17 protein-coding genes and 1 tRNA gene are annotated in these 17,075 nt (G+C 54.3%); 11 read left to right on the top strand and 7 right to left on the bottom strand.

The annotated features are described in order from the left end of the window. Positions 1-4 precede the first annotated feature (4 nt). Together L384_RS07810 and L384_RS07815 are read right to left on the bottom strand one after the other, a co-directional pair. Positions 5-92 (bottom strand) — tRNA-Ser (locus L384_RS07810). 144 nt (positions 93-236) lie between these two features. Next, complete coding sequence (locus tag L384_RS07815) at positions 237-1,865, bottom strand: ABC transporter substrate-binding protein (RefSeq protein ID WP_023324418.1); 1,629 nt, start codon at positions 1,863-1,865, stop codon at positions 237-239. 270 nt (positions 1,866-2,135) lie between these two features. Between L384_RS07815 and yccA the strand changes: the two genes are divergently transcribed. Then, entirely contained in the window at positions 2,136-2,795 is a 660-nt protein-coding gene (gene yccA / locus L384_RS07820; RefSeq protein ID WP_003858127.1) for an FtsH protease modulator YccA, read from the top strand. Positions 2,796-2,883: 88 nt separating this feature from the next. After that, entirely contained in the window at positions 2,884-3,213 is a 330-nt protein-coding gene (gene tusE, locus L384_RS07825; RefSeq protein ID WP_003858129.1) for a sulfurtransferase TusE, read from the top strand. Here the strand turns inward: tusE and yccX are convergent. Then, positions 3,210-3,491, bottom strand: coding sequence for an acylphosphatase (gene yccX, locus L384_RS07830; protein WP_003858131.1), 282 nt, complete (start codon positions 3,489-3,491; stop codon positions 3,210-3,212). The two genes, tusE and yccX, sit on opposite strands and share 4 nt — an antisense overlap. Before the next feature lie 93 nt (positions 3,492-3,584). Here yccX and rlmI point away from each other — a divergent pair, with 93 nt between their 5' ends. Both rlmI and hspQ read left to right on the top strand, forming a co-directional pair. Next, positions 3,585-4,775, top strand: a complete 1,191-nt coding sequence (rlmI, locus tag L384_RS07835) for a 23S rRNA (cytosine(1962)-C(5))-methyltransferase RlmI (protein ID WP_023324417.1) — start codon at positions 3,585-3,587, stop codon at positions 4,773-4,775. Between the two features lie 60 nt (positions 4,776-4,835). Continuing rightward, positions 4,836-5,153: a heat shock protein HspQ gene (gene hspQ, locus L384_RS07840; RefSeq protein WP_003858136.1), complete on the top strand. Its 318-nt coding sequence runs from the start codon at positions 4,836-4,838 to the stop codon at positions 5,151-5,153. Between the two features lie 32 nt (positions 5,154-5,185). Here the strand turns inward: hspQ and L384_RS07845 are convergent, their stop codons facing one another. Continuing rightward, a complete protein-coding gene (locus L384_RS07845; RefSeq protein ID WP_003858138.1) occupies positions 5,186-5,599 on the bottom strand; it encodes a CoA-binding protein in 414 nt (137 codons plus the stop codon). 171 nt (positions 5,600-5,770) lie between these two features. Here L384_RS07845 and L384_RS07850 point away from each other — a divergent pair, with 171 nt between their 5' ends. Both L384_RS07850 and mgsA read left to right on the top strand, forming a co-directional pair. After that, positions 5,771-6,433, top strand: coding sequence for a curli synthesis inhibitor (locus L384_RS07850; RefSeq protein ID WP_003858142.1), 663 nt, complete (start codon positions 5,771-5,773; stop codon positions 6,431-6,433). Between the two features lie 80 nt (positions 6,434-6,513). Further along, positions 6,514-6,972, top strand: coding sequence for a methylglyoxal synthase (gene mgsA / locus L384_RS07855; RefSeq protein WP_003858146.1), 459 nt, complete (start codon positions 6,514-6,516; stop codon positions 6,970-6,972). 53 nt (positions 6,973-7,025) lie between these two features. Here mgsA and helD read toward each other — a convergent pair whose 3' ends face one another. Further along, on the bottom strand, positions 7,026-9,080 hold the full coding sequence (gene helD / locus L384_RS07860; protein WP_023324416.1) for a DNA helicase IV: 2,055 nt from the start codon (positions 9,078-9,080) through the stop codon (positions 7,026-7,028). A 122-nt stretch (positions 9,081-9,202) separates the two neighbouring features. Here helD and L384_RS07865 point away from each other — a divergent pair, with 122 nt between their 5' ends. Together L384_RS07865 and yccS are read left to right on the top strand one after the other, a co-directional pair. Beyond that, the gene (locus L384_RS07865) at positions 9,203-9,649 is read left to right on the top strand and encodes a YccF domain-containing protein (RefSeq protein ID WP_023324415.1); all 447 of its coding nucleotides are present in this window, start codon (positions 9,203-9,205) and stop codon (positions 9,647-9,649) included. 18 nt (positions 9,650-9,667) lie between these two features. After that, positions 9,668-11,830, top strand: coding sequence for a YccS family putative transporter (yccS, locus tag L384_RS07870; RefSeq protein ID WP_003858151.1), 2,163 nt, complete (start codon positions 9,668-9,670; stop codon positions 11,828-11,830). Here yccS and L384_RS07875 read toward each other — a convergent pair. After that, positions 11,787-12,413 (bottom strand): TfoX/Sxy family DNA transformation protein, encoded by a 627-nt coding sequence (locus L384_RS07875; protein WP_023315767.1) that lies wholly within the window; start codon positions 12,411-12,413, stop codon positions 11,787-11,789. The genes yccS and L384_RS07875 overlap by 44 nt on opposite strands. A gap of 217 nt (positions 12,414-12,630) precedes the next feature. On the opposite strand from L384_RS07875, the gene sulA reads away from it, so the two are divergent. Continuing rightward, positions 12,631-13,140: an SOS-induced cell division inhibitor SulA gene (gene sulA / locus L384_RS07880; protein ID WP_003858155.1), complete on the top strand. Its 510-nt coding sequence runs from the start codon at positions 12,631-12,633 to the stop codon at positions 13,138-13,140. 356 nt (positions 13,141-13,496) lie between these two features. Beyond that, positions 13,497-14,549, top strand: a complete 1,053-nt coding sequence (gene ompA, locus L384_RS07885; RefSeq protein ID WP_003858156.1) for a porin OmpA — start codon at positions 13,497-13,499, stop codon at positions 14,547-14,549. A 65-nt stretch (positions 14,550-14,614) separates the two neighbouring features. On the opposite strand, the gene matP is transcribed toward ompA, so the two are convergent. Next, positions 14,615-15,067 (bottom strand): macrodomain Ter protein MatP, encoded by a 453-nt coding sequence (gene matP, locus L384_RS07890; RefSeq protein WP_003858158.1) that lies wholly within the window; start codon positions 15,065-15,067, stop codon positions 14,615-14,617. A 186-nt stretch (positions 15,068-15,253) separates the two neighbouring features. Here matP and L384_RS07895 point away from each other — a divergent pair, with 186 nt between their 5' ends. Next, positions 15,254-17,014 (top strand): AAA family ATPase, encoded by a 1,761-nt coding sequence (locus L384_RS07895; RefSeq protein WP_003858160.1) that lies wholly within the window; start codon positions 15,254-15,256, stop codon positions 17,012-17,014. Positions 17,015-17,075 lie beyond the last annotated feature (61 nt).

Below are 17,075 nucleotides of genomic sequence, written 5' to 3'. Positions count from 1 at the left end.
AATTTGGCGGAAGCGTAGAGATTCGAACTCTAGAACCCTTTCGGGTCGCCGGTTTTCAAGACCGGTGCCTTCAACCGCTCGGCCACGCTTCCTAAGTGAGGCGAACTATAAACACCTCACCGCGCGCTGTAAAGAGTGCGCGCATTCGTTCGCTTTAAAAATAGCCAAAATGCGTTTAATCGGTTGAATAGACGACAGATTGGCCGTTTTGACAGCATAATATCCACCGCGGATCGTTAGTGCTTTTTGATGTACATATCTTTGGTGTAGTAGTACCCGAGCTTGTCTGGCGTGAAGCCCCCTACCCACGGTTTCACCAGGTGCGTGCGCACGTAATGATAAACAGGGATCGCCGGGACATCGCGTCCCAGCAGATCTTCTGCCTGCTGGTAGAATTTACCGCGCTCCTCCGCCGTTTTCGATTTCGCCGCGTTCACCAGTGCCCGATCGTAGTCCGGATTGCTGTACTGAGTGGTGTTTTGGCTGTCCCCGGTACGGAAGTTGTTCAGGAAGGTTGCCGCATCGTCGTAATCGGCAATCCAGGCGTAGCGTACCGCGTCAAAATTATGGGTGTGCATGGTATCAAGCATGGTTTTCCACTCCTGATTTTGCAGCTTCGCCTCCACGCCGAGGTTCTTCTTCCACATTGAGCTGGCGGCAATGGCAATACGCTGGTGCGATTCCGAGGTGTTATAGAGGAGATTAAAGCTGAGCGGATGGCTGTCGTTAAATCCGGCTTCGGCCAGCAGCTTTTTCGCCTCGGCAATGCGTTTATCCATCGGCCAGCTGGCGTAATCCGGGTTCTGGAGCTTGACGCCGCCAATATCCGGCTGGCTGATGAGCCATGCCGGGCGCTGACCCTGCCCTAATACTTTATCGGCGATAATGTCTTTATCCAGCGCCAGGTTCAGCGCCTTGCGCACGCGGGCGTCGTTGAACGGCGGCCGGGTGGTGTTGAATTCGTAATAATAGGTGGCAAGCTGCGGCGATACATCCAGCTCGCTCCCCAGCGTTTTCTTCAGCTGAGCAAACTGGTTGATCGGCACCGTGTAGACAATGTCGATTTCGCCCGCTTTGTAGCGGTTAACGTCAGCAGCTTCAGAGGAAATGGGCAGATAGGTCACCTTGTTAATGACGGTATGTTCGTTATCCCAATATTTCGGGTTACGCACCGCCACAATGCGTTCGTTAACCACCCACTGTGACAGTTTATAGGCCCCGCTGCTGACGAAGTGCTCCGGTTTGGTCCACTTATCACCGAAACGGCCTACCAGGACTTTATCAATTGGCACCAGAGACGGGTGAGCCAGCATCGCCAGGAAAGCGGCGTTAGGTTGCGTGAGCGTCACTTCCAGCGTGGTGTCATTGATGGCTTTCACCCCCAGCGACTCGGGCGCTTTTTTGCCTTCTGCGATATCAGTGCCGTTGACGATACGCATACTACCGGGATAGCTGGCATACGGAGAGGCGGTTTTCGGGTCGACCAGCCGCTGCCAGCTCCAGACAATATCTTCCGCGGTGATGGGGGTTCCATCGCTCCAGGTAATGCCCGGGCGCAGATGGAACGTCCAGACGGTGTTGTCTTTATTTTCCCATTTCTCCGCCAGGCGCGGCTGGATTTCACCTGCCGGAGAGACGCTGACCAGCCCGTCGAATAAATCGCTGATAATATTGAATTCGACATCGCTTTCGACTTTATGCGGGTCGAGCGAGGCGGGTTCACTGCCGTTGTTCCTGACCAGTTCCTGCTTATCTGCCAGCTGGGTTCCTGCCGGCACCTTAGCCGCCCAGGTTGCCGTGCTGGCGCACAGGATCCCTGCGGTTAACAAAGAGAGTGTAAAGTGCGTGCGTGTTTGTGGTTTCATTTCCTTCGCCTTATTGTCTGTTTTTATGACGATCCGGAAATAACTCTTAGCGGCCTTAGGGAAATAACGCAATATTTTTCAGTGACCTATAAGAGGTTGATCTGAATACGCCCTACAAACCGCACTTCATTCTGAGTACAAAGGCTTTGCCAGAATAAAAAACCAGCATAATCCCTAAGGGGCTGAGTAAAGATGGGTAAAACCACTTTGCGTCTGCCGCGCCGTTTCCTATTCTTTGCGCTAATTACATCTGTCATAAGAGAGTGACTCATGGATCGTATAATTACTTCTTCACGCGACCGCACATCGCTACTCAGCACCCATAAGGTGCTGCGCAATACCTATTTCATGCTCAGCCTGACGCTGGCGTTTTCGGCGATCACCGCAACGGCCAGCACCGTACTGATGCTGCCTTCTCCAGGCCTGATCCTGACGCTGGTGGGTATGTACGGTCTGATGTTCCTGACCTACAAAACCGCGGATAAACCGGTGGGGATTCTCTCCGCGTTCGCCTTTACCGGCTTCCTGGGCTACATTCTGGGGCCAATCCTGAATGCCTATCTGTCTGCCGGAATGGGCGACGTGATTGGTATGGCGCTGGGCGGTACCGCGCTGGTGTTCTTCTGCTGCTCGGCCTACGTGCTGACCACCCGTAAGGACATGTCCTTCCTTGGCGGTATGCTGATGGCGGGTATCGTGATTGTACTGGTCGGTATGCTGGCGAACATCTTCCTGCAATTGCCTGCGCTGCATCTGGCAATCAGCGCGGTGTTTATCCTGATTTCATCCGGCGCAATCCTGTATGAAACCAGCAACATCATTCACGGCGGTGAGACGAACTATATCCGCGCCACCGTGAGCCTGTATGTGTCGCTGTACAACATTTTTGTCAGCCTGCTGAGCATCCTGGGCTTCGCCAGCCGCGATTAACTCACCGTGCTGTGAACAGGGCCCCGCTTATGCGGGGCTTTGTTTTTTTGGTAGACTGAGGCGGTTTTTGACTAACGCGTGAATGAATATGTTGAGTTTTGAAGGCAAAGAGATCGAAACCGATAACGACGGTTATCTGAAAGAGAGCAGCCAGTGGAGCGAAGCGCTGGCGGAGAAAATTGCGGAAAACGAAGGAATTACCCTCTCCCCGGAACACTGGGAAGTGGTGCGCTTCGTGCGAGAATTTTACCTTGAATTCAACACGTCGCCAGCTATCCGCATGCTGGTCAAAGCCATGGCGAATAAATTTGGCGAAGAGAAAGGCAACAGCCGTTATCTGTATCGCCTGTTTCCGAAAGGCCCGGCTAAACAGGCGACAAAAATCGCCGGCCTGCCAAAGCCGGTAAAATGCATTTAATAGCGAATACTGAAGTCAGCGTATTCCCGGCCGGGTTGATGCGGTTCCGTTAGCACCTTATCAACCCGCGCACTGCGCGGTCCGCCCGCTTTCAGCCACGCCACCAGCTTCTCTACCCGATCCGCCTCACCGCAGGCCACAACCTCCACGCTGCCATCATCCATGTTACGCGCATACCCCGTCAGCCCGAGCTGAAGGGCTTCGCGCTGGGTGCTGTAGCGGAATCCGACGCCCTGTACAAGGCCATGGACCCAGGCAATGGTGCAAACATTTGACATCATCCTTCTCCTTATCCGACTGGCGCGTTGCATTTCCTCACTGAAGTCGGGAAAATGGCGGCCATTTCATTGGAATCGACAGAATAGCAAATTATGAGTGTACGTTTAGTGTTAGCCAAAGGGCGCGAGAAGTCATTACTGCGCCGTCATCCCTGGGTCTTTTCCGGCGCGGTTGCCCGCATGGAAGGTAAAGCCAGCCTCGGTGAAACCATCGATATTGTTGACCATCAGGGGAAATGGTTAGCACGCGGCGCATACTCGCCTGCATCTCAGATCCGCGCGCGCGTCTGGACGTTCAATAAAGAAGAAGCCATCGATATCGACTTCTTTGTCCGTCGTCTGCAACAGGCGCAGCAGTGGCGTGAGTGGCTGGCAAAGCGTGACGGGCTGGACAGCTATCGTCTGATTGCCGGAGAGTCCGACGGGCTGCCGGGCGTGACCATCGACCGCTTCGGCAATTTCCTGGTGTTGCAGCTGCTGAGCGCCGGGGCGGAATACCAGCGTGCCGCGCTGATTAGCGCCCTGCAAACCCTGTTCCCGGAATGTGCCATTTACGACCGCAGCGACGTGGCGGTACGTAAAAAAGAGGGCATGGAGCTGACGCAAGGCCCGGTCACCGGCGAACTGCCGCCTGCCCTGCTGCCTATTGAAGAGCATGGCATGAAGCTGCTGGTGGATATCCAGGGCGGCCATAAGACCGGTTATTACCTCGACCAGCGTGACAGCCGTCTGGCAACGCGCCAGTACGTTGCCGATAGGCGCGTGCTGAACTGCTTCTCTTATACCGGCGGCTTTGCGGTCTCTGCCCTGATGGGCGGCTGTGCCCAGGTTGTGAGCGTCGACACCTCACAGGAAGCGCTGGACGTGGCGAAACAGAACGTTGAGCTGAACAAGCTGGATCTGAGCAAAGCGGAGTTTGTGCGCGACGACGTGTTCAAACTGCTGCGTAAATACCGCGACCAGGGCGAGAAATTTGACGTTATCGTGATGGACCCACCGAAGTTTGTAGAAAATAAAAGCCAGCTGATGGGCGCTTGCCGTGGCTATAAAGACATTAACATGCTGGCGATCCAGCTGCTGAACCCGGGCGGCGTACTGCTGACGTTCTCCTGCTCTGGCCTGATGACGACAGATTTATTCCAAAAAATCATCGCCGATGCCGCAATAGATGCGAGTCGTGATGTACAATTTATAGAGCAGTTCCGTCAGGCCGCCGATCACCCGGTGATCGCTACCTACCCGGAAGGGCTGTATCTGAAAGGGTTTGCCTGTCGCGTCATGTAACTTGAAAAGAGAAATATTGCCCGCACATAGTGTGTATGTAATGTTTCCCGGGAGGTGACTATGATTGCCAGCAAATTCGGTATCGGCCAGCAGGTCCGCCACACCTTGCTTGGATATTTGGGTGTGGTCGTGGATATCGACCCGGAGTATTCCCTTGATGAACCGTCAGCAGACGATCTGGCCGTTGACGCAGAGCTTCGCGCCGCGCCCTGGTATCATGTGGTTATGGAGGGCGACGATGGTCAGCCTGTCCATACCTATCTTGCCGAAGCGCAGCTGAGTGGTGAACTACAGGATGAGCATCCGGAACAACCCACTATGGACGAGCTTGCTCAGACCATCCGCAAACAGTTACAGGCACCAAGACTGCGTAACTAAAGGTGTAAAAAAGCCCGTCAAACGGGCTTTTTTTATTTTGCCAGCCCCAGACGGGGAATATCGATTGCCGGACAGCGATCCATCACCACTTTCAGCCCGGCATCGCGTGCCAGCACGGCCGCCTGCTCATTAATCACGCCCAGTTGCATCCACAGCGTTTTCGCGCCAATGGCGATCGCTTCCTGCGCCACGCCCCAGGCCGCTTCTGAATTACGAAAAACGTCCACCATATCCACCTTTTCCGGCACGTCCGCGAGCGTCGCATAACCCTGCTGACCCAGCAGCGTTTTCCCCGCCACCTTCGGCGAGACCGGGATCACGTGATATCCCTGGTCCAGAAGGTATTTCATGACCCGATAGCTTGGGCGATCCGGTTTATCGCTCGCGCCGACCAGCGCGATAGTGCGCGTGGTCGTCAGAATCTCGACAATGTCGTTCTCTTTCATGCTATTCCTCCTGGTTTTTTTCAAAGTGTACGTCAAAGCGAACATCTCAACCACGCATCCCATACAGAAGTATGAGGGCAAAACGGCAGAATATGTCTATATGTTAGTAAACGTGTTTATCGAAAAATTTTGATACATTCTTACCGGGTAGTTTGTCTACAGGAGTCTGCTATGAAAACCGGCATTGCCTGGGCTGTGGTTGCGTTAATCATGCCGGTTTGTGTTTTCGCAACTACTCTCAGACTCACAACCGACATTGACCTGCTGGTGCTGGACGGGAAAAAAGTCTCCAGCTCCCTGCTGCGGGGCGCAGACAGCATCGAGCTGGATAACGGCCCGCATCAGCTGGTTTTTCGGGTGGAAAAGACCATTCGCCTCGCCGACGACGAACAGCAGGTGTACATTTCGCCTCCGCTGGTGGTCAGCTTTAATACCCAGCGTATCAGCCAGGTCAATTTTCGTCTCCCGCGCCTTGAGACAGAAAAGGAGTCACTGGCATTTGATGCCTCGCCGCGCATTGAACTGGTGGACGGGGATTCCATGCCCATCCCGGTAAAGCTGGATATTCTGGCGCTGACAAAAAGGCCAAAGGGAACTGACTATGAAGCGGACACCGAGGCCTACAACAGGGCCAGCAGGCGCGCCTCGCTGCCCCAGTTCGCCACCATGATGGCGGATGACAGTACCCTGCTTTCGGGCGTATCGGAGCTGGATGTACTCCCCCCTCAGTCGCAGACCCTTACTGAGCAACGTCTCAAGTTCTGGTTCCAGAATGCCGATCCGGACACGCGCGCCCGTTTTCTGCAATGGGCAAAACAACAACCTTCGTCGTAAGCCACATTTTTTTGTCCTTTCTCTTGCAGCATCAGTCAGTTCCCGTCATCGTGTAGCGAGGTAACCTCACGGATAAGATTATGGAACTGACAACACGCACACTTCCGGCGCGCAAGCACATTGCTCTGGTTGCGCACGATCACTGTAAACAAATGCTGCTTAACTGGGTTCGTCGCCATCAGCCTCTTTTACAGCATCATGCCCTTTCTGCTACGGGAACAACCGGCAACCTGATCCACCGCGAAACTGGTCTGGAAGTGAATGCCATGCTGAGCGGCCCGATGGGGGGTGACCAGCAGGTAGGCGCTCAGATTTCAGAAGGTAAAATTGACGTTCTGATTTTCTTCTGGGATCCGCTGAACGCGGTTCCGCATGATCCGGACGTTAAAGCGCTGCTGCGTCTGGCTACGGTGTGGAACATTCCGGTAGCCACCAATCTTTCAACGGCAGATTTCATCATTGAATCGCCGCAGTTTAACGATCCGGTGGAGATTTTGATCCCGGATTATCAGCGTTATCTTGCGGAGAGACTGAAGTAGTTTTTTGCCCGGTGGCGCTGCGCTTACCGGGCCTACAGAATTTGCCCGGCGCGTTACGGCTTTCTCGTCACCGGCACGTCAATACTCTTCAAAATATCGACAAACACCGACGGCTCCTCTTTGTTGAACAAGAGCCACACGCGATGGCGCGCGCGGGTTATCGCCACGTACAGTAAGCGCCGCTCCTCTGCATCCGGAAAATCTTCCGGAACAGGTAATAACGCCTCTTCCATCACGGATTCCCGCGCCGGCGCCGGGAAACCGTCGCTCCCCTCTTTTAGCCCCACCACAATCACGTAGTCGGCCTGCTGCCCTTTACTGGCATGAATGGTCATGAAATCGAGCTGTAGTTTTGGCCAGCGCGTCGCCGCTTTTTCCAGCGCCGTCGGCTTGAGGTGGTGGTAACGCGCCAGCACCAGAATTCGTTCATCCGGTTTCGCATAGCCGCTCAGTTTATCCAGCAGCGGTTCCAGCTGATCGTCCGCCAGCAGCGTGACGGCCTTTTTATCCCCAGACCTCAGGCTGTTAAGCGGTTTCGACAGCTGATGCGGGTTCTGCTGAATAAAACGGTTGGCTATTTCGCCAATCCGCGCGTTGAAGCGGTAGGTGGTGTCCAGATCGCTGCGATCGCCTTCCCCAAAATAGTGGTGGAAGGCCGTCGTGAGAGAAAGTTGCGCCCCGCTGAAACGGTAGATAGCCTGCCAGTCATCGCCCACGGCAAACAGCGACGTGTGTTTATTCTGCGCCCGCAGCGCCGAAAGCAGCGCAGCGCGCTGCGGCGAGATATCCTGAAACTCATCCACCAGAATGTGTTTCCACGGGCTGACGAAGCGCCCTTTCTCCAGAATGATAATGGCCTGATGGATCAGCCCCGAAAAATCGACCGCGTTTTCGTCTTTCAGCGCGGTTTTCCACGCTTTCAGCATCGGCGCCATCAGCTTAACCCGCTTAGAAAACACGGCGCGGATCGACTCCGGTGCGCTTTCTATCATCTCCGCCTGAGAGCCGCCGTGCATGCGCATCAGGCTTACCCACCGGTCTAGACGAGAGCCCAGCCGGCGCGCCAGCTTTTCATCCTGCCAGAAGCTGCCCTCCGGCACCTCCCAGTTGAGTTCCTCTTCAAGCCACTGACGCCAGCCTTTCGCCTGCGCCTTTTTTTCACTGCACTGCTGACGCCATGCCTTGATAAACAGCGTCTGGCGAGCCTGAGCGTCGTTCTCCAGCTTGCTGACAACAGGGACTTTTTTGCTGCCCTGTTGAATGATGTGTAAAGCGAGGGAGTGGAACGTGCGCGCCGAGATATCCTGGGTATGCAAACGCGCCTGAATGCGCTCATCCATCTCCTGCGCCGCCTTGCGACCAAAGGCCAGCAGCAAAATCTGGTCGGCAACCGCCTCGCCCGTTGTCAGAAGCCAGCCCGCGCGTGCCACCAGCACCGACGTTTTGCCGCTCCCGGCGCCTGCCAGCACTAAAAGAGACTGCTCGCCATTCACCACGGCGCGCGCCTGGGCAGGATTGAGGGGCGATGATTCCACCGTACTGAAAAAATCGGCATATTGCGTAAGCATCGCCTCAGTCCAGGCCTGGTTATGCGCCAGACGGCTTTTCTCGATATCGTTCAGCCAGGCCTGACACTTCCGCCACGCGTCGCGGCAGTTATCAAATTCCTCAAGCCGCGCCACCGGTAAAGGCAATGCCGTCAGCGCCTGGGCAATTTTTTGCTGAAGCCCGGCGGTTTGCTGGCGCGTCAGCCACTTCTGCTGCGTATTGCTTAGCGCGATATCGTCCAGCACCTGTTGCAGCACCTGTGCGGCTATCATGCTCATTTCCTGGCTCCACTGTTGCCAGCGCGTATTCAGATGGTAGTGGAAGCGTTGGGTTTCCGCCCACTCGGTCCCGTGAAGCCGCACCACTTTGTCTGACGGCAAGACGAACTCCAGCTCCCCCCATACCAGCCCTCGTTTACAATGAATGGCCAGTAGCTGATTAAACGGAATAAGGTATTCGTGGCGTTCCCCGGAGACTTTCACTCCCGCATTGAGAAGGACAACCTTGTCGTAAGGGTGCTGCGCCAGGCGTTTGCCCATTGAAGTTGCTTTCAGTTCCATATCCTGCCGGATCCACGAGGTCATAATTTGTCAGACAGTTTAACTGCCAGTTTTAAGGTGCTCCAGCCCAAAAAAACGTTACAATCACCGGGCGTTAATCATATCGAAGGAAATGAGGGTTTATGCGTACCGTTCTGAATGTGTTGAATTTTGTCCTTGGCGGTTTTGCCACCACCCTTTCCTGGCTTTTTGCCACCCTGGTGAGCATTGTGCTCATCTTCACCCTTCCGCTGACGCGCTCCTGCTGGGAAATCACCAAACTGTCCCTCGTTCCTTATGGAAATGAAGCCGTGCACGTGGATGAGCTGGAGCCGGAAAGAAAAAATGCCCTGATGAATACCGGCGGCACGCTGCTGAATATTTTATGGCTGATCTTCTTTGGCTGGTGGCTGTGTCTGATGCATATTTTCGCCGGCATCGCCCTGTGCATTACGATTATTGGCATTCCGGTTGGCATCGCTAATTTCAAAATTGCCACCATCGCCCTGTGGCCGGTAGGACGCCGAGTTGTCCCGGTCGAAGTCGCGCAAGCCGCGCGTGAAGCCAATGCCCGTCGTCGTTTTCAGTAATAAGGACTGGCCGCTCTCATGCTAAGCCCCCTGCTTCGTCGCTATACATGGAACAGTAACTGGCTGTATAACGTCAGGATTTTTATCGCCCTCTGCGGCACCGTCGCTCTGCCGTGGTGGCTGAATGATGTGAAGCTCACCATCCCCCTCACGCTTGGGGTGGTGGCCGGTGCGCTGGCGGATCTCGACGACCGCCTGGCCGGTCGTTTGCGTAATCTGGTCATCACGCTGGTCTGCTTCTTTATTGCTTCCGCCTCCGTTGAGCTGCTTTTCCCGTGGCCCTGGCTGTTTGCCTTAGGGCTGACGGTGTCCACCAGCGGCTTCATTTTGCTCGGCGGCCTCGGGCAACGCTACGCCACTATCGCGTTTGGCGCCCTGCTGATTGCCATTTACACCATGCTGGGCGTCTCTCTTTACGAGCAGTGGTATCAGCAACCGGTCCTGCTGCTGTTGGGTGCTATCTGGTATAACCTGCTGACCTTAACCGGGCATCTTATTTTTCCGGTTCGTGCCTTACAGGACAACATTGCCCGCAGTTACGAACAGCTGGCCCACTATCTGGAGCTGAAATCCCGGCTGTTTGATCCGGATATTGAAGAGGACAGTCAGGCGCCCCTGTACGATCTGGCGCTGGCAAATGGCCAGCTGGTCGCCACGCTGAATCAGACCAAAGCGTCTCTGCTCACCCGTCTGCGCGGCGATCGCGGTCAGCGCGGTACACGGCGCACACTGCACTACTATTTTGTCGCCCAGGATATTCACGAGCGCGCCAGCTCCTCGCATGTGCAGTACGCTGACCTGCGCGAGAAATTCCGCTATAGCGACGTGATGTTCCGTTTCCAGCGCCTGCTGTCGATGCAGTCTCAGGCCTGCCAGCAACTTGCGCGCTCAATACTGCTGCGCACGCCCTATCAGCACGATCCGCGCTTTGAACGCGCATTCAGTCACCTGGATGCGGCGCTCGATCGCGTTCAGGCCAGTGGGACATCACCGGAACAGTTCAAAGCCCTGGGATTCCTGCTCAACAACCTGAGAGCCATTGATGCTCAGCTCGCCACCATTGAGTCTGAACAGGCGATGGCGATGCCGGGCAATGACGCTGACAACCAGCTTGCCGACGACAGTCTCAACGGTTTCAGCGATATGTGGCTGCGCCTGAGCCGTCATTTTACGCCGGAATCCGCCCTCTTTCGCCATGCGGTAAGGATGTCGCTGGTACTGTGCGTCGGCTACGCGTTTATCCAGATAACAGGATTGCACCACGGCTACTGGATCCTGTTGACCAGCCTGTTTGTCTGCCAGCCGAACTATAACGCTACCCGCCATCGGCTCGCGCTGCGTATTGTCGGGACATTAGTCGGGGTCGCCATCGGGCTGCCGGTGCTCTACTTTGTGCCATCCGTAGAAGGGCAACTGATCCTGATTGTGATTACCGGTGTACTGTTCTTCGCTTTCCGCAATGTGCAGTATGCCCACGCCACGATGTTCATCACGCTGCTGGTGCTGCTCTGCTTCAATCTGCTGGGTGAAGGCTTTGAGGTGGCCCTCCCCCGTGTGATTGACACGCTAATCGGCTGCGCCATCGCCTGGGCGGCGGTGAGTTTTATCTGGCCTGACTGGCGTTTCCGAAATTTACCGCGGGTGTCCGACAGAGCAATGAACGCCAACTGCCGCTACCTGGATGCTATTCTTGAGCAATACCATCAGGGTCGCGATAACCGTCTGGCCTATCGGATTGCCCGTCGCGATGCGCATAACACTGACGCAGAGCTGGCTTCCGTTGTCTCGAATATGTCAACTGAGCCGCGCGCTACGGCAGAAATCCGTGAGACAGCCTTCCGCCTGCTGTGTCTGAACCACACGTTCACCAGCTATATCTCTACCCTTGGCGCCCACCGAGAGAAACTGACGAATCCGGACATCCTGGCGCTGCTGGACGACGCCGTTTGCTACGTTGATGATGCGCTTCATCATCAACCTGCGGATGAGCCACGGGTTCACCAGGCACTGGATGAACTGGTGCAACGTATCGCACACCTTGATCCAGGCACCGACAACAAAGCTCCACTGGTCCTTCAGCAAATTGGCCTGCTTATCGCTTTGCTGCCGGAAATTTGTCGGCTGCGACAGCAGATCGCTACCTGGCGGAATGATGGCCCTGCGACTCAGGCAGCGCATTAAACCACTCCGTAAGCTCCCGGCGAATATCCGCCGGGAGTGCCGCTTCATGTAACCCTTCAATCGCGCCTTCAAGCGCGAACAATACCCGGATACTCAGCGCTTTATTCTTCGAGCGCATTTTCAGCCAGCTCGTCTTCGCCCCCAACTGTCGTAGCGTCTCTTCATTGGTAATGCCCGCCTCCATAAGCAGGACCTCAATCTGAAAGGTCAGGTTCGGCAGATCTTTAAGCCGGTTACGCTGATGGCGCTGGTAGCGCTCTTTCCTGGCGGCATCGAGCGCAAACGAGGAGAGCTGAAGCAGTTTTTCCCTGTTTTGCCACAGACCTTCGTCCACACGGTAGTAATTAAGCAGCACTGGGCGTCCTCGTTTCATCAGGGTCAGAAAAGAGGAAGCGTTTTTTACACAGTATTTTGCACTTTGCTCACAGGCGCGAAGGTACAGCTCGCCGTCAGACACCATCGCGAACACCGCTTCATCCACGGCCAGGGTATAACCGCCAAACAGGGCGCGATGATGAATTTCGCCCAGCGGAGAGAGGTATTCTTGAGATTGATAAATCCGCTCATAAGATATCTTTTTCATGATAATTCCATCAAAAATCATACAGTAACCACGATATTTCTTACTAACGGATCCGTTAGCAGGAAAATAGGCAACTTATTGCCGTTGGGCAAGATGATTTTTTCATGTTCACCAGGAATGGATGAAATTTGCGAGTCGCTTTCCGAAAATGAGGTTGATCTTTATGCATACAGGGGTTACTGTATATCCATACAGTAACTACAGGGCTGGAATGATTATGTACACTTCAGGCTATGCAAATCACTTAACACCTTCTACTTCTGCCGCAGGCAATGCTGCGCAGAATTCTATCGGGCGTGAATCGACAGGGCTTATCAGTGAAGTGGTTTACCGTGAAGACCAGCCGCTGTTGACACAACTCTTACTCCTGCCGCTTTTGCAGCAGCTCGGGCAACAGTCTCGCTGGCAGCTCTGGCTGACGCCACAGCAAAAATTAAGTCGCGAATGGGTTCAGTCGGCTGGTCTGCCGTTAGCGAAGGTGATGCAGATTAATCAACTCTCCCCTTGCGATACGGTCGAGTCGATGGTCCGGGCATTACGTACCGGGAACTATAGCGTCGTGATTGGGTGGTTGCCTGAGGATCTGTCGCAAGAAGAACATTTGCGTCTGACTGAAGCGGCTGAAGAAGGTAACGCGATGGGTTTCATCATGCGGCCAGTTCGTGGAGATTCCTATCGCAGAGGACAACATCCCGCGCTAAAAATTCACTCGAATGTGTACCATTGAGTGATTTTAAGAGTTTTCCTGGAATTTTTTTCGACCGCAGTATGCAAAAAAAGTTCAACGCGCCAAAACTGCGGCAAGTCTTGTCTGACGCGGTTCTCGTTAATTTTACTGCACAAAATTCGTTCAAAAATTGTTAAATATTAGGTATACGGAACTTTTTTTTTCATATGCCTGACGGACTTCACACTTGTAAGTTTTCAGCTACGTTGTAGACTTTACATCGCCAGGGGTGCTCGGCCTAAGCCGAAGATATCGGTAGGTTTATATTTGACCACGCCCCCCGGTGAAGGATTTAACCGTGATTCCTCCGATGGAGATATTCATGGCAAATTTTGGATGATAACGAGGCGCAAAAAATGAAAAAGACAGCTATCGCGATTGCAGTGGCACTGGCTGGCTTCGCTACCGTAGCGCAGGCCGCTCCGAAAGATAATACCTGGTATGCAGGTGGTAAACTGGGTTGGTCTCAGTTCCATGACACCGGTTGGTACGACAGCGCAAACAACAATGATGGCCCAACTCATGAGAGCCAGCTTGGTGCAGGTGCGTTCGGTGGCTATCAGGTTAACCCGTATGTTGGCTTTGAAATGGGTTACGACTGGTTAGGTCGTATGCCTTACAAAGGCAACGAAACCAATGGCGCTTTCAAAGCTCAGGGCGTACAGCTGACCGCTAAACTGGGTTACCCAGTAACTGACGATCTGGACGTGTACACCCGTCTGGGCGGCATGGTATGGCGTGCAGACTCCAGCAACAGCCGTGCTGGTGACGACCACGACACGGGTGTTTCCCCAGTATTCGCTGGTGGCGTTGAGTGGGCAATGACCCGTGACATCGCTACCCGTCTGGAATACCAGTGGGTTAACAACATCGGTGACGGTGCTACCGTTGGCGTTCGTCCAGACAACGGCATGCTGAGCGTTGGTGTTTCTTACCGTTTCGGTCAGCAGGAAGATGCGCCAGTCGTAGCTCCAGCTCCGGCTCCAGCGCCAGAAGTACAGACCAAGCACTTCACTCTGAAGTCTGACGTTCTGTTCAACTTCAACAAAGCTACCCTGAAACCAGAAGGTCAGCAGGCACTGGATCAGCTGTACACCCAGCTGAGCAACCTGGATCCTAAAGACGGTTCTGTAGTGGTTCTGGGCTTCACCGACCGTATCGGTTCTGACGCTTACAACCAGGGTCTGTCTGAGAAACGTGCTCAGTCTGTAGTTGATTACCTGGTATCTAAAGGTATCCCAGCTAACAAGATCTCCCCACGTGGTATGGGCGAATCTAACCCAGTTACCGGTTCTACCTGTGACAACGTGAAACCACGCGCTGCACTGATCGACTGCCTGGCACCAGATCGTCGCGTAGAGATCGAAGTTAAAGGTATCAAAGACGTTGTAACTCAGCCTGCGGCATAAGTTATCGTCTTATAAAAAAACCCCGCCATGCGGGGTTTTTTATTATCTGAAGAAAAGCAAAACGCTTATTTTTTACCTAACAGTGCCTGTAGATCGTTCTTCAGCGTCGACATCTGGCTGGCATACTTCTCTTTGTGCTCGGCATCTTCAATCAGCTGCACCACCGTTTCCGACAGGGTTTTCCCGCGCCGTTGCGCAAGCCCGGCCAGACGCTGCCAGACCATAAACTCCAGGTCGATGGATTTCTTACGGGTGTGCTGATGCTCGGCATTGAAATGCCGTTTACGACGAGCACGGATAGTTTGCTTCATCCGGTTTAACAGGGCCGGATTAATGTGTTTCTCAATCCAGCCGTTGACCAGTACCGGTTCGTTTTCGAGGGTCAGCAACATATCCACAGCTTCTTGCGCCGCGCTGGCTTCGATGTAGCAGGTGATCAGCTCCCCTTCACGGTGCTTTTTGACCAGGTACTTCCATTTCCAGCCGCTTTCGAGGTTTTCCAGTTGTTGATATTTCATTGCGATCTCAGTGTTACCGTGTAACTCTGTTCAGAATATCAGTTTTTTGGCAATCTGCTGAAAAGAAATCATATCCTGTGAAACGCCGCAGGCGATCCGCATGACGAAAACCCGAATCCTGATTGGGCAGAGTGCGCCGCTTACGGTATACTCCACGGTTTTACTTCTGACTAAAAAACATCAACTTTGACCATTACGAAACTTGCATGGCGTGACCTGGTTCCGGATACCGAGAGCTATCAGGAGCTGTTTGCACAGCCAGACCTCACAAAAGAACACGAATTCATACTTAGCGATACACAACCGCGTTTGCATTACGCGCTGGAGCAGATGTCATCCCCATGGGCTACATCTCCTTTCATGCTGCTCAAAGCCCCGGAAGAAGCCGAGTATCTGACGCTTCTCGGTGATGCCATGCGCCAGTTGCAGCCAAAAACGAATGCCGTTTTTGGTGGCCAGTATCATATTGCCGGACGTGAGGTGACGTACGAACCTGCCACGCAGGCAGACGGACAGTTCGCTGCAAAAGGCGAGGTGATCACCGCCAACTGGGTGGAAGCAGAACAGCTGTTCGGCTGCCTTCGTCAGTTCAATGGCGATGTGTCACTGCAACCGGGGCTGGTACACCGCGCGAATGGCGGCGTGTTGCTCATTTCCCTTCGCACCCTGCTTGCTCAGCCTCTGCTGTGGATGCGCCTGAAAACGGTGGTGACGCAGCAACGTTTTGACTGGGTAGGCTACGACGATTCGCGTCCGCTGCCTGTATCCATTCCGTCTATGCCGCTGTCGCTGACCGTCGTGCTGACGGGCGACCGTGAATCTCTGGCTGATTTCCAGGAAATGGAGCCAGAACTCGCGGAGCAGGCTGTCTATAGCGAATTTGAAGATAATATTCAGATCGCCGATGCCGATGACATGGCGCAGTGGTGTCAGTGGGTTATGGCCGTGGCGGAACGTTTCGCACTGCCCTCGCCTGCCGAGGATGCGTGGCCGGGCTTAATCCGCGAGGCCGTACGCTACACTGGCGATCAGGAAACCCTGCCGCTCTGCCCGCTCTGGATCGGTAAACAGCTGCGTGAAGTGGGGGTTATCAGCGGTAACGGTCCGTTTACCGGTGAGCAGCTTAGCCAGATGCTGGCCCAGCGTGAATGGCGTGAAGGTTATCTTGCTGACCGTATGCAGGATGAAATTCTGCTGGAACAGATTCTGGTGGAGACCGAAGGCGAACGTATCGGGCAAATCAACGCCTTGTCCGTCATCGAGTTCCCCGGACACCCGCGCGCCTTTGGTGAGCCTTCCCGTATCAGCTGTGTCGTACACATTGGTGACGGCGAATTTACCGATATCGAACGCAAGGCCGAACTGGGCGGAAACATTCATGCCAAAGGCATGATGATCATGCAGGCGTTCCTGATGTCTGAACTTCAGCTCGAGCAGCAGATCCCCTTCTCTGCCTCGTTGACCTTTGAGCAGTCCTACAGTGAAGTCGACGGCGACAGCGCCTCAATGGCGGAGCTGTGCGCCGTGATCAGCGCGCTTGCAGACGTGCCGATTAACCAGAATATTGCGATTACCGGGTCCGTGGATCAGTTTGGCCGTGCCCAACCGGTGGGCGGACTGAATGAGAAAATCGAAGGCTTCTTCGCAATCTGCCAGCAGCGCGGTTTAAACGGCAAACAGGGCGTGATTATTCCGGCACCTAACGCTCGCCATTTGAGCCTGAGCCAGGCGATTCTGGATGCGGTAGAGCAGGAACAATTCACCGTCTGGGCCATCGAAGGGGTTGAGGATGCACTACCCTTACTGACAAACCTGGTCTGGGACGGCGAAGGCCAGACAACCCTGATGCAGACCATTCAGGAACGTATAGCTCAGGCGACACAGCAGGATGCTCGTCATCGTTATCCGTGGCCGTTACGCTGGTTAAGTTGGTTTAGTGCGAACTGATCGGACTTGTTCAGCGTACACGTGTTAGCTATCCTGCGTCCTTCACTAAAATAAGGCTTAC

Origin of the sequence: Enterobacter sp. MGH 38 (assembly GCF_000492855.1) — a bacterium.
GTDB lineage: Bacteria > Pseudomonadota > Gammaproteobacteria > Enterobacterales > Enterobacteriaceae > Enterobacter > Enterobacter hormaechei_C.
This window is presented reverse-complemented; position numbering and strand designations above follow the sequence as displayed.

Excerpts from the sequence above, each read along its gene's own strand:
- L384_RS07815 (WP_023324418.1), bottom strand. The coding sequence starts at position 1,865 with ATGAAACCACAAACACGCACGCACTTTACACTCTCTTTGTTAACCGCA.
- yccA (WP_003858127.1), top strand. The coding sequence starts at position 2,136 with ATGGATCGTATAATTACTTCTTCACGCGACCGCACATCGCTACTCAGC.
- tusE (WP_003858129.1), top strand. The coding sequence starts at position 2,884 with ATGTTGAGTTTTGAAGGCAAAGAGATCGAAACCGATAACGACGGTTAT.
- yccX (WP_003858131.1), bottom strand. The coding sequence starts at position 3,491 with ATGTCAAATGTTTGCACCATTGCCTGGGTCCATGGCCTTGTACAGGGC.
- rlmI (WP_023324417.1), top strand. The coding sequence starts at position 3,585 with ATGAGTGTACGTTTAGTGTTAGCCAAAGGGCGCGAGAAGTCATTACTG.
- hspQ (WP_003858136.1), top strand. The coding sequence starts at position 4,836 with ATGATTGCCAGCAAATTCGGTATCGGCCAGCAGGTCCGCCACACCTTG.
- L384_RS07845 (WP_003858138.1), bottom strand. The coding sequence starts at position 5,599 with ATGAAAGAGAACGACATTGTCGAGATTCTGACGACCACGCGCACTATC.
- L384_RS07850 (WP_003858142.1), top strand. The coding sequence starts at position 5,771 with ATGAAAACCGGCATTGCCTGGGCTGTGGTTGCGTTAATCATGCCGGTT.
- mgsA (WP_003858146.1), top strand. The coding sequence starts at position 6,514 with ATGGAACTGACAACACGCACACTTCCGGCGCGCAAGCACATTGCTCTG.
- helD (WP_023324416.1), bottom strand. The coding sequence starts at position 9,080 with ATGGAACTGAAAGCAACTTCAATGGGCAAACGCCTGGCGCAGCACCCT.
- L384_RS07865 (WP_023324415.1), top strand. The coding sequence starts at position 9,203 with ATGCGTACCGTTCTGAATGTGTTGAATTTTGTCCTTGGCGGTTTTGCC.
- yccS (WP_003858151.1), top strand. The coding sequence starts at position 9,668 with ATGCTAAGCCCCCTGCTTCGTCGCTATACATGGAACAGTAACTGGCTG.
- L384_RS07875 (WP_023315767.1), bottom strand. The coding sequence starts at position 12,413 with ATGAAAAAGATATCTTATGAGCGGATTTATCAATCTCAAGAATACCTC.
- sulA (WP_003858155.1), top strand. The coding sequence starts at position 12,631 with ATGTACACTTCAGGCTATGCAAATCACTTAACACCTTCTACTTCTGCC.
- ompA (WP_003858156.1), top strand. The coding sequence starts at position 13,497 with ATGAAAAAGACAGCTATCGCGATTGCAGTGGCACTGGCTGGCTTCGCT.
- matP (WP_003858158.1), bottom strand. The coding sequence starts at position 15,067 with ATGAAATATCAACAACTGGAAAACCTCGAAAGCGGCTGGAAATGGAAG.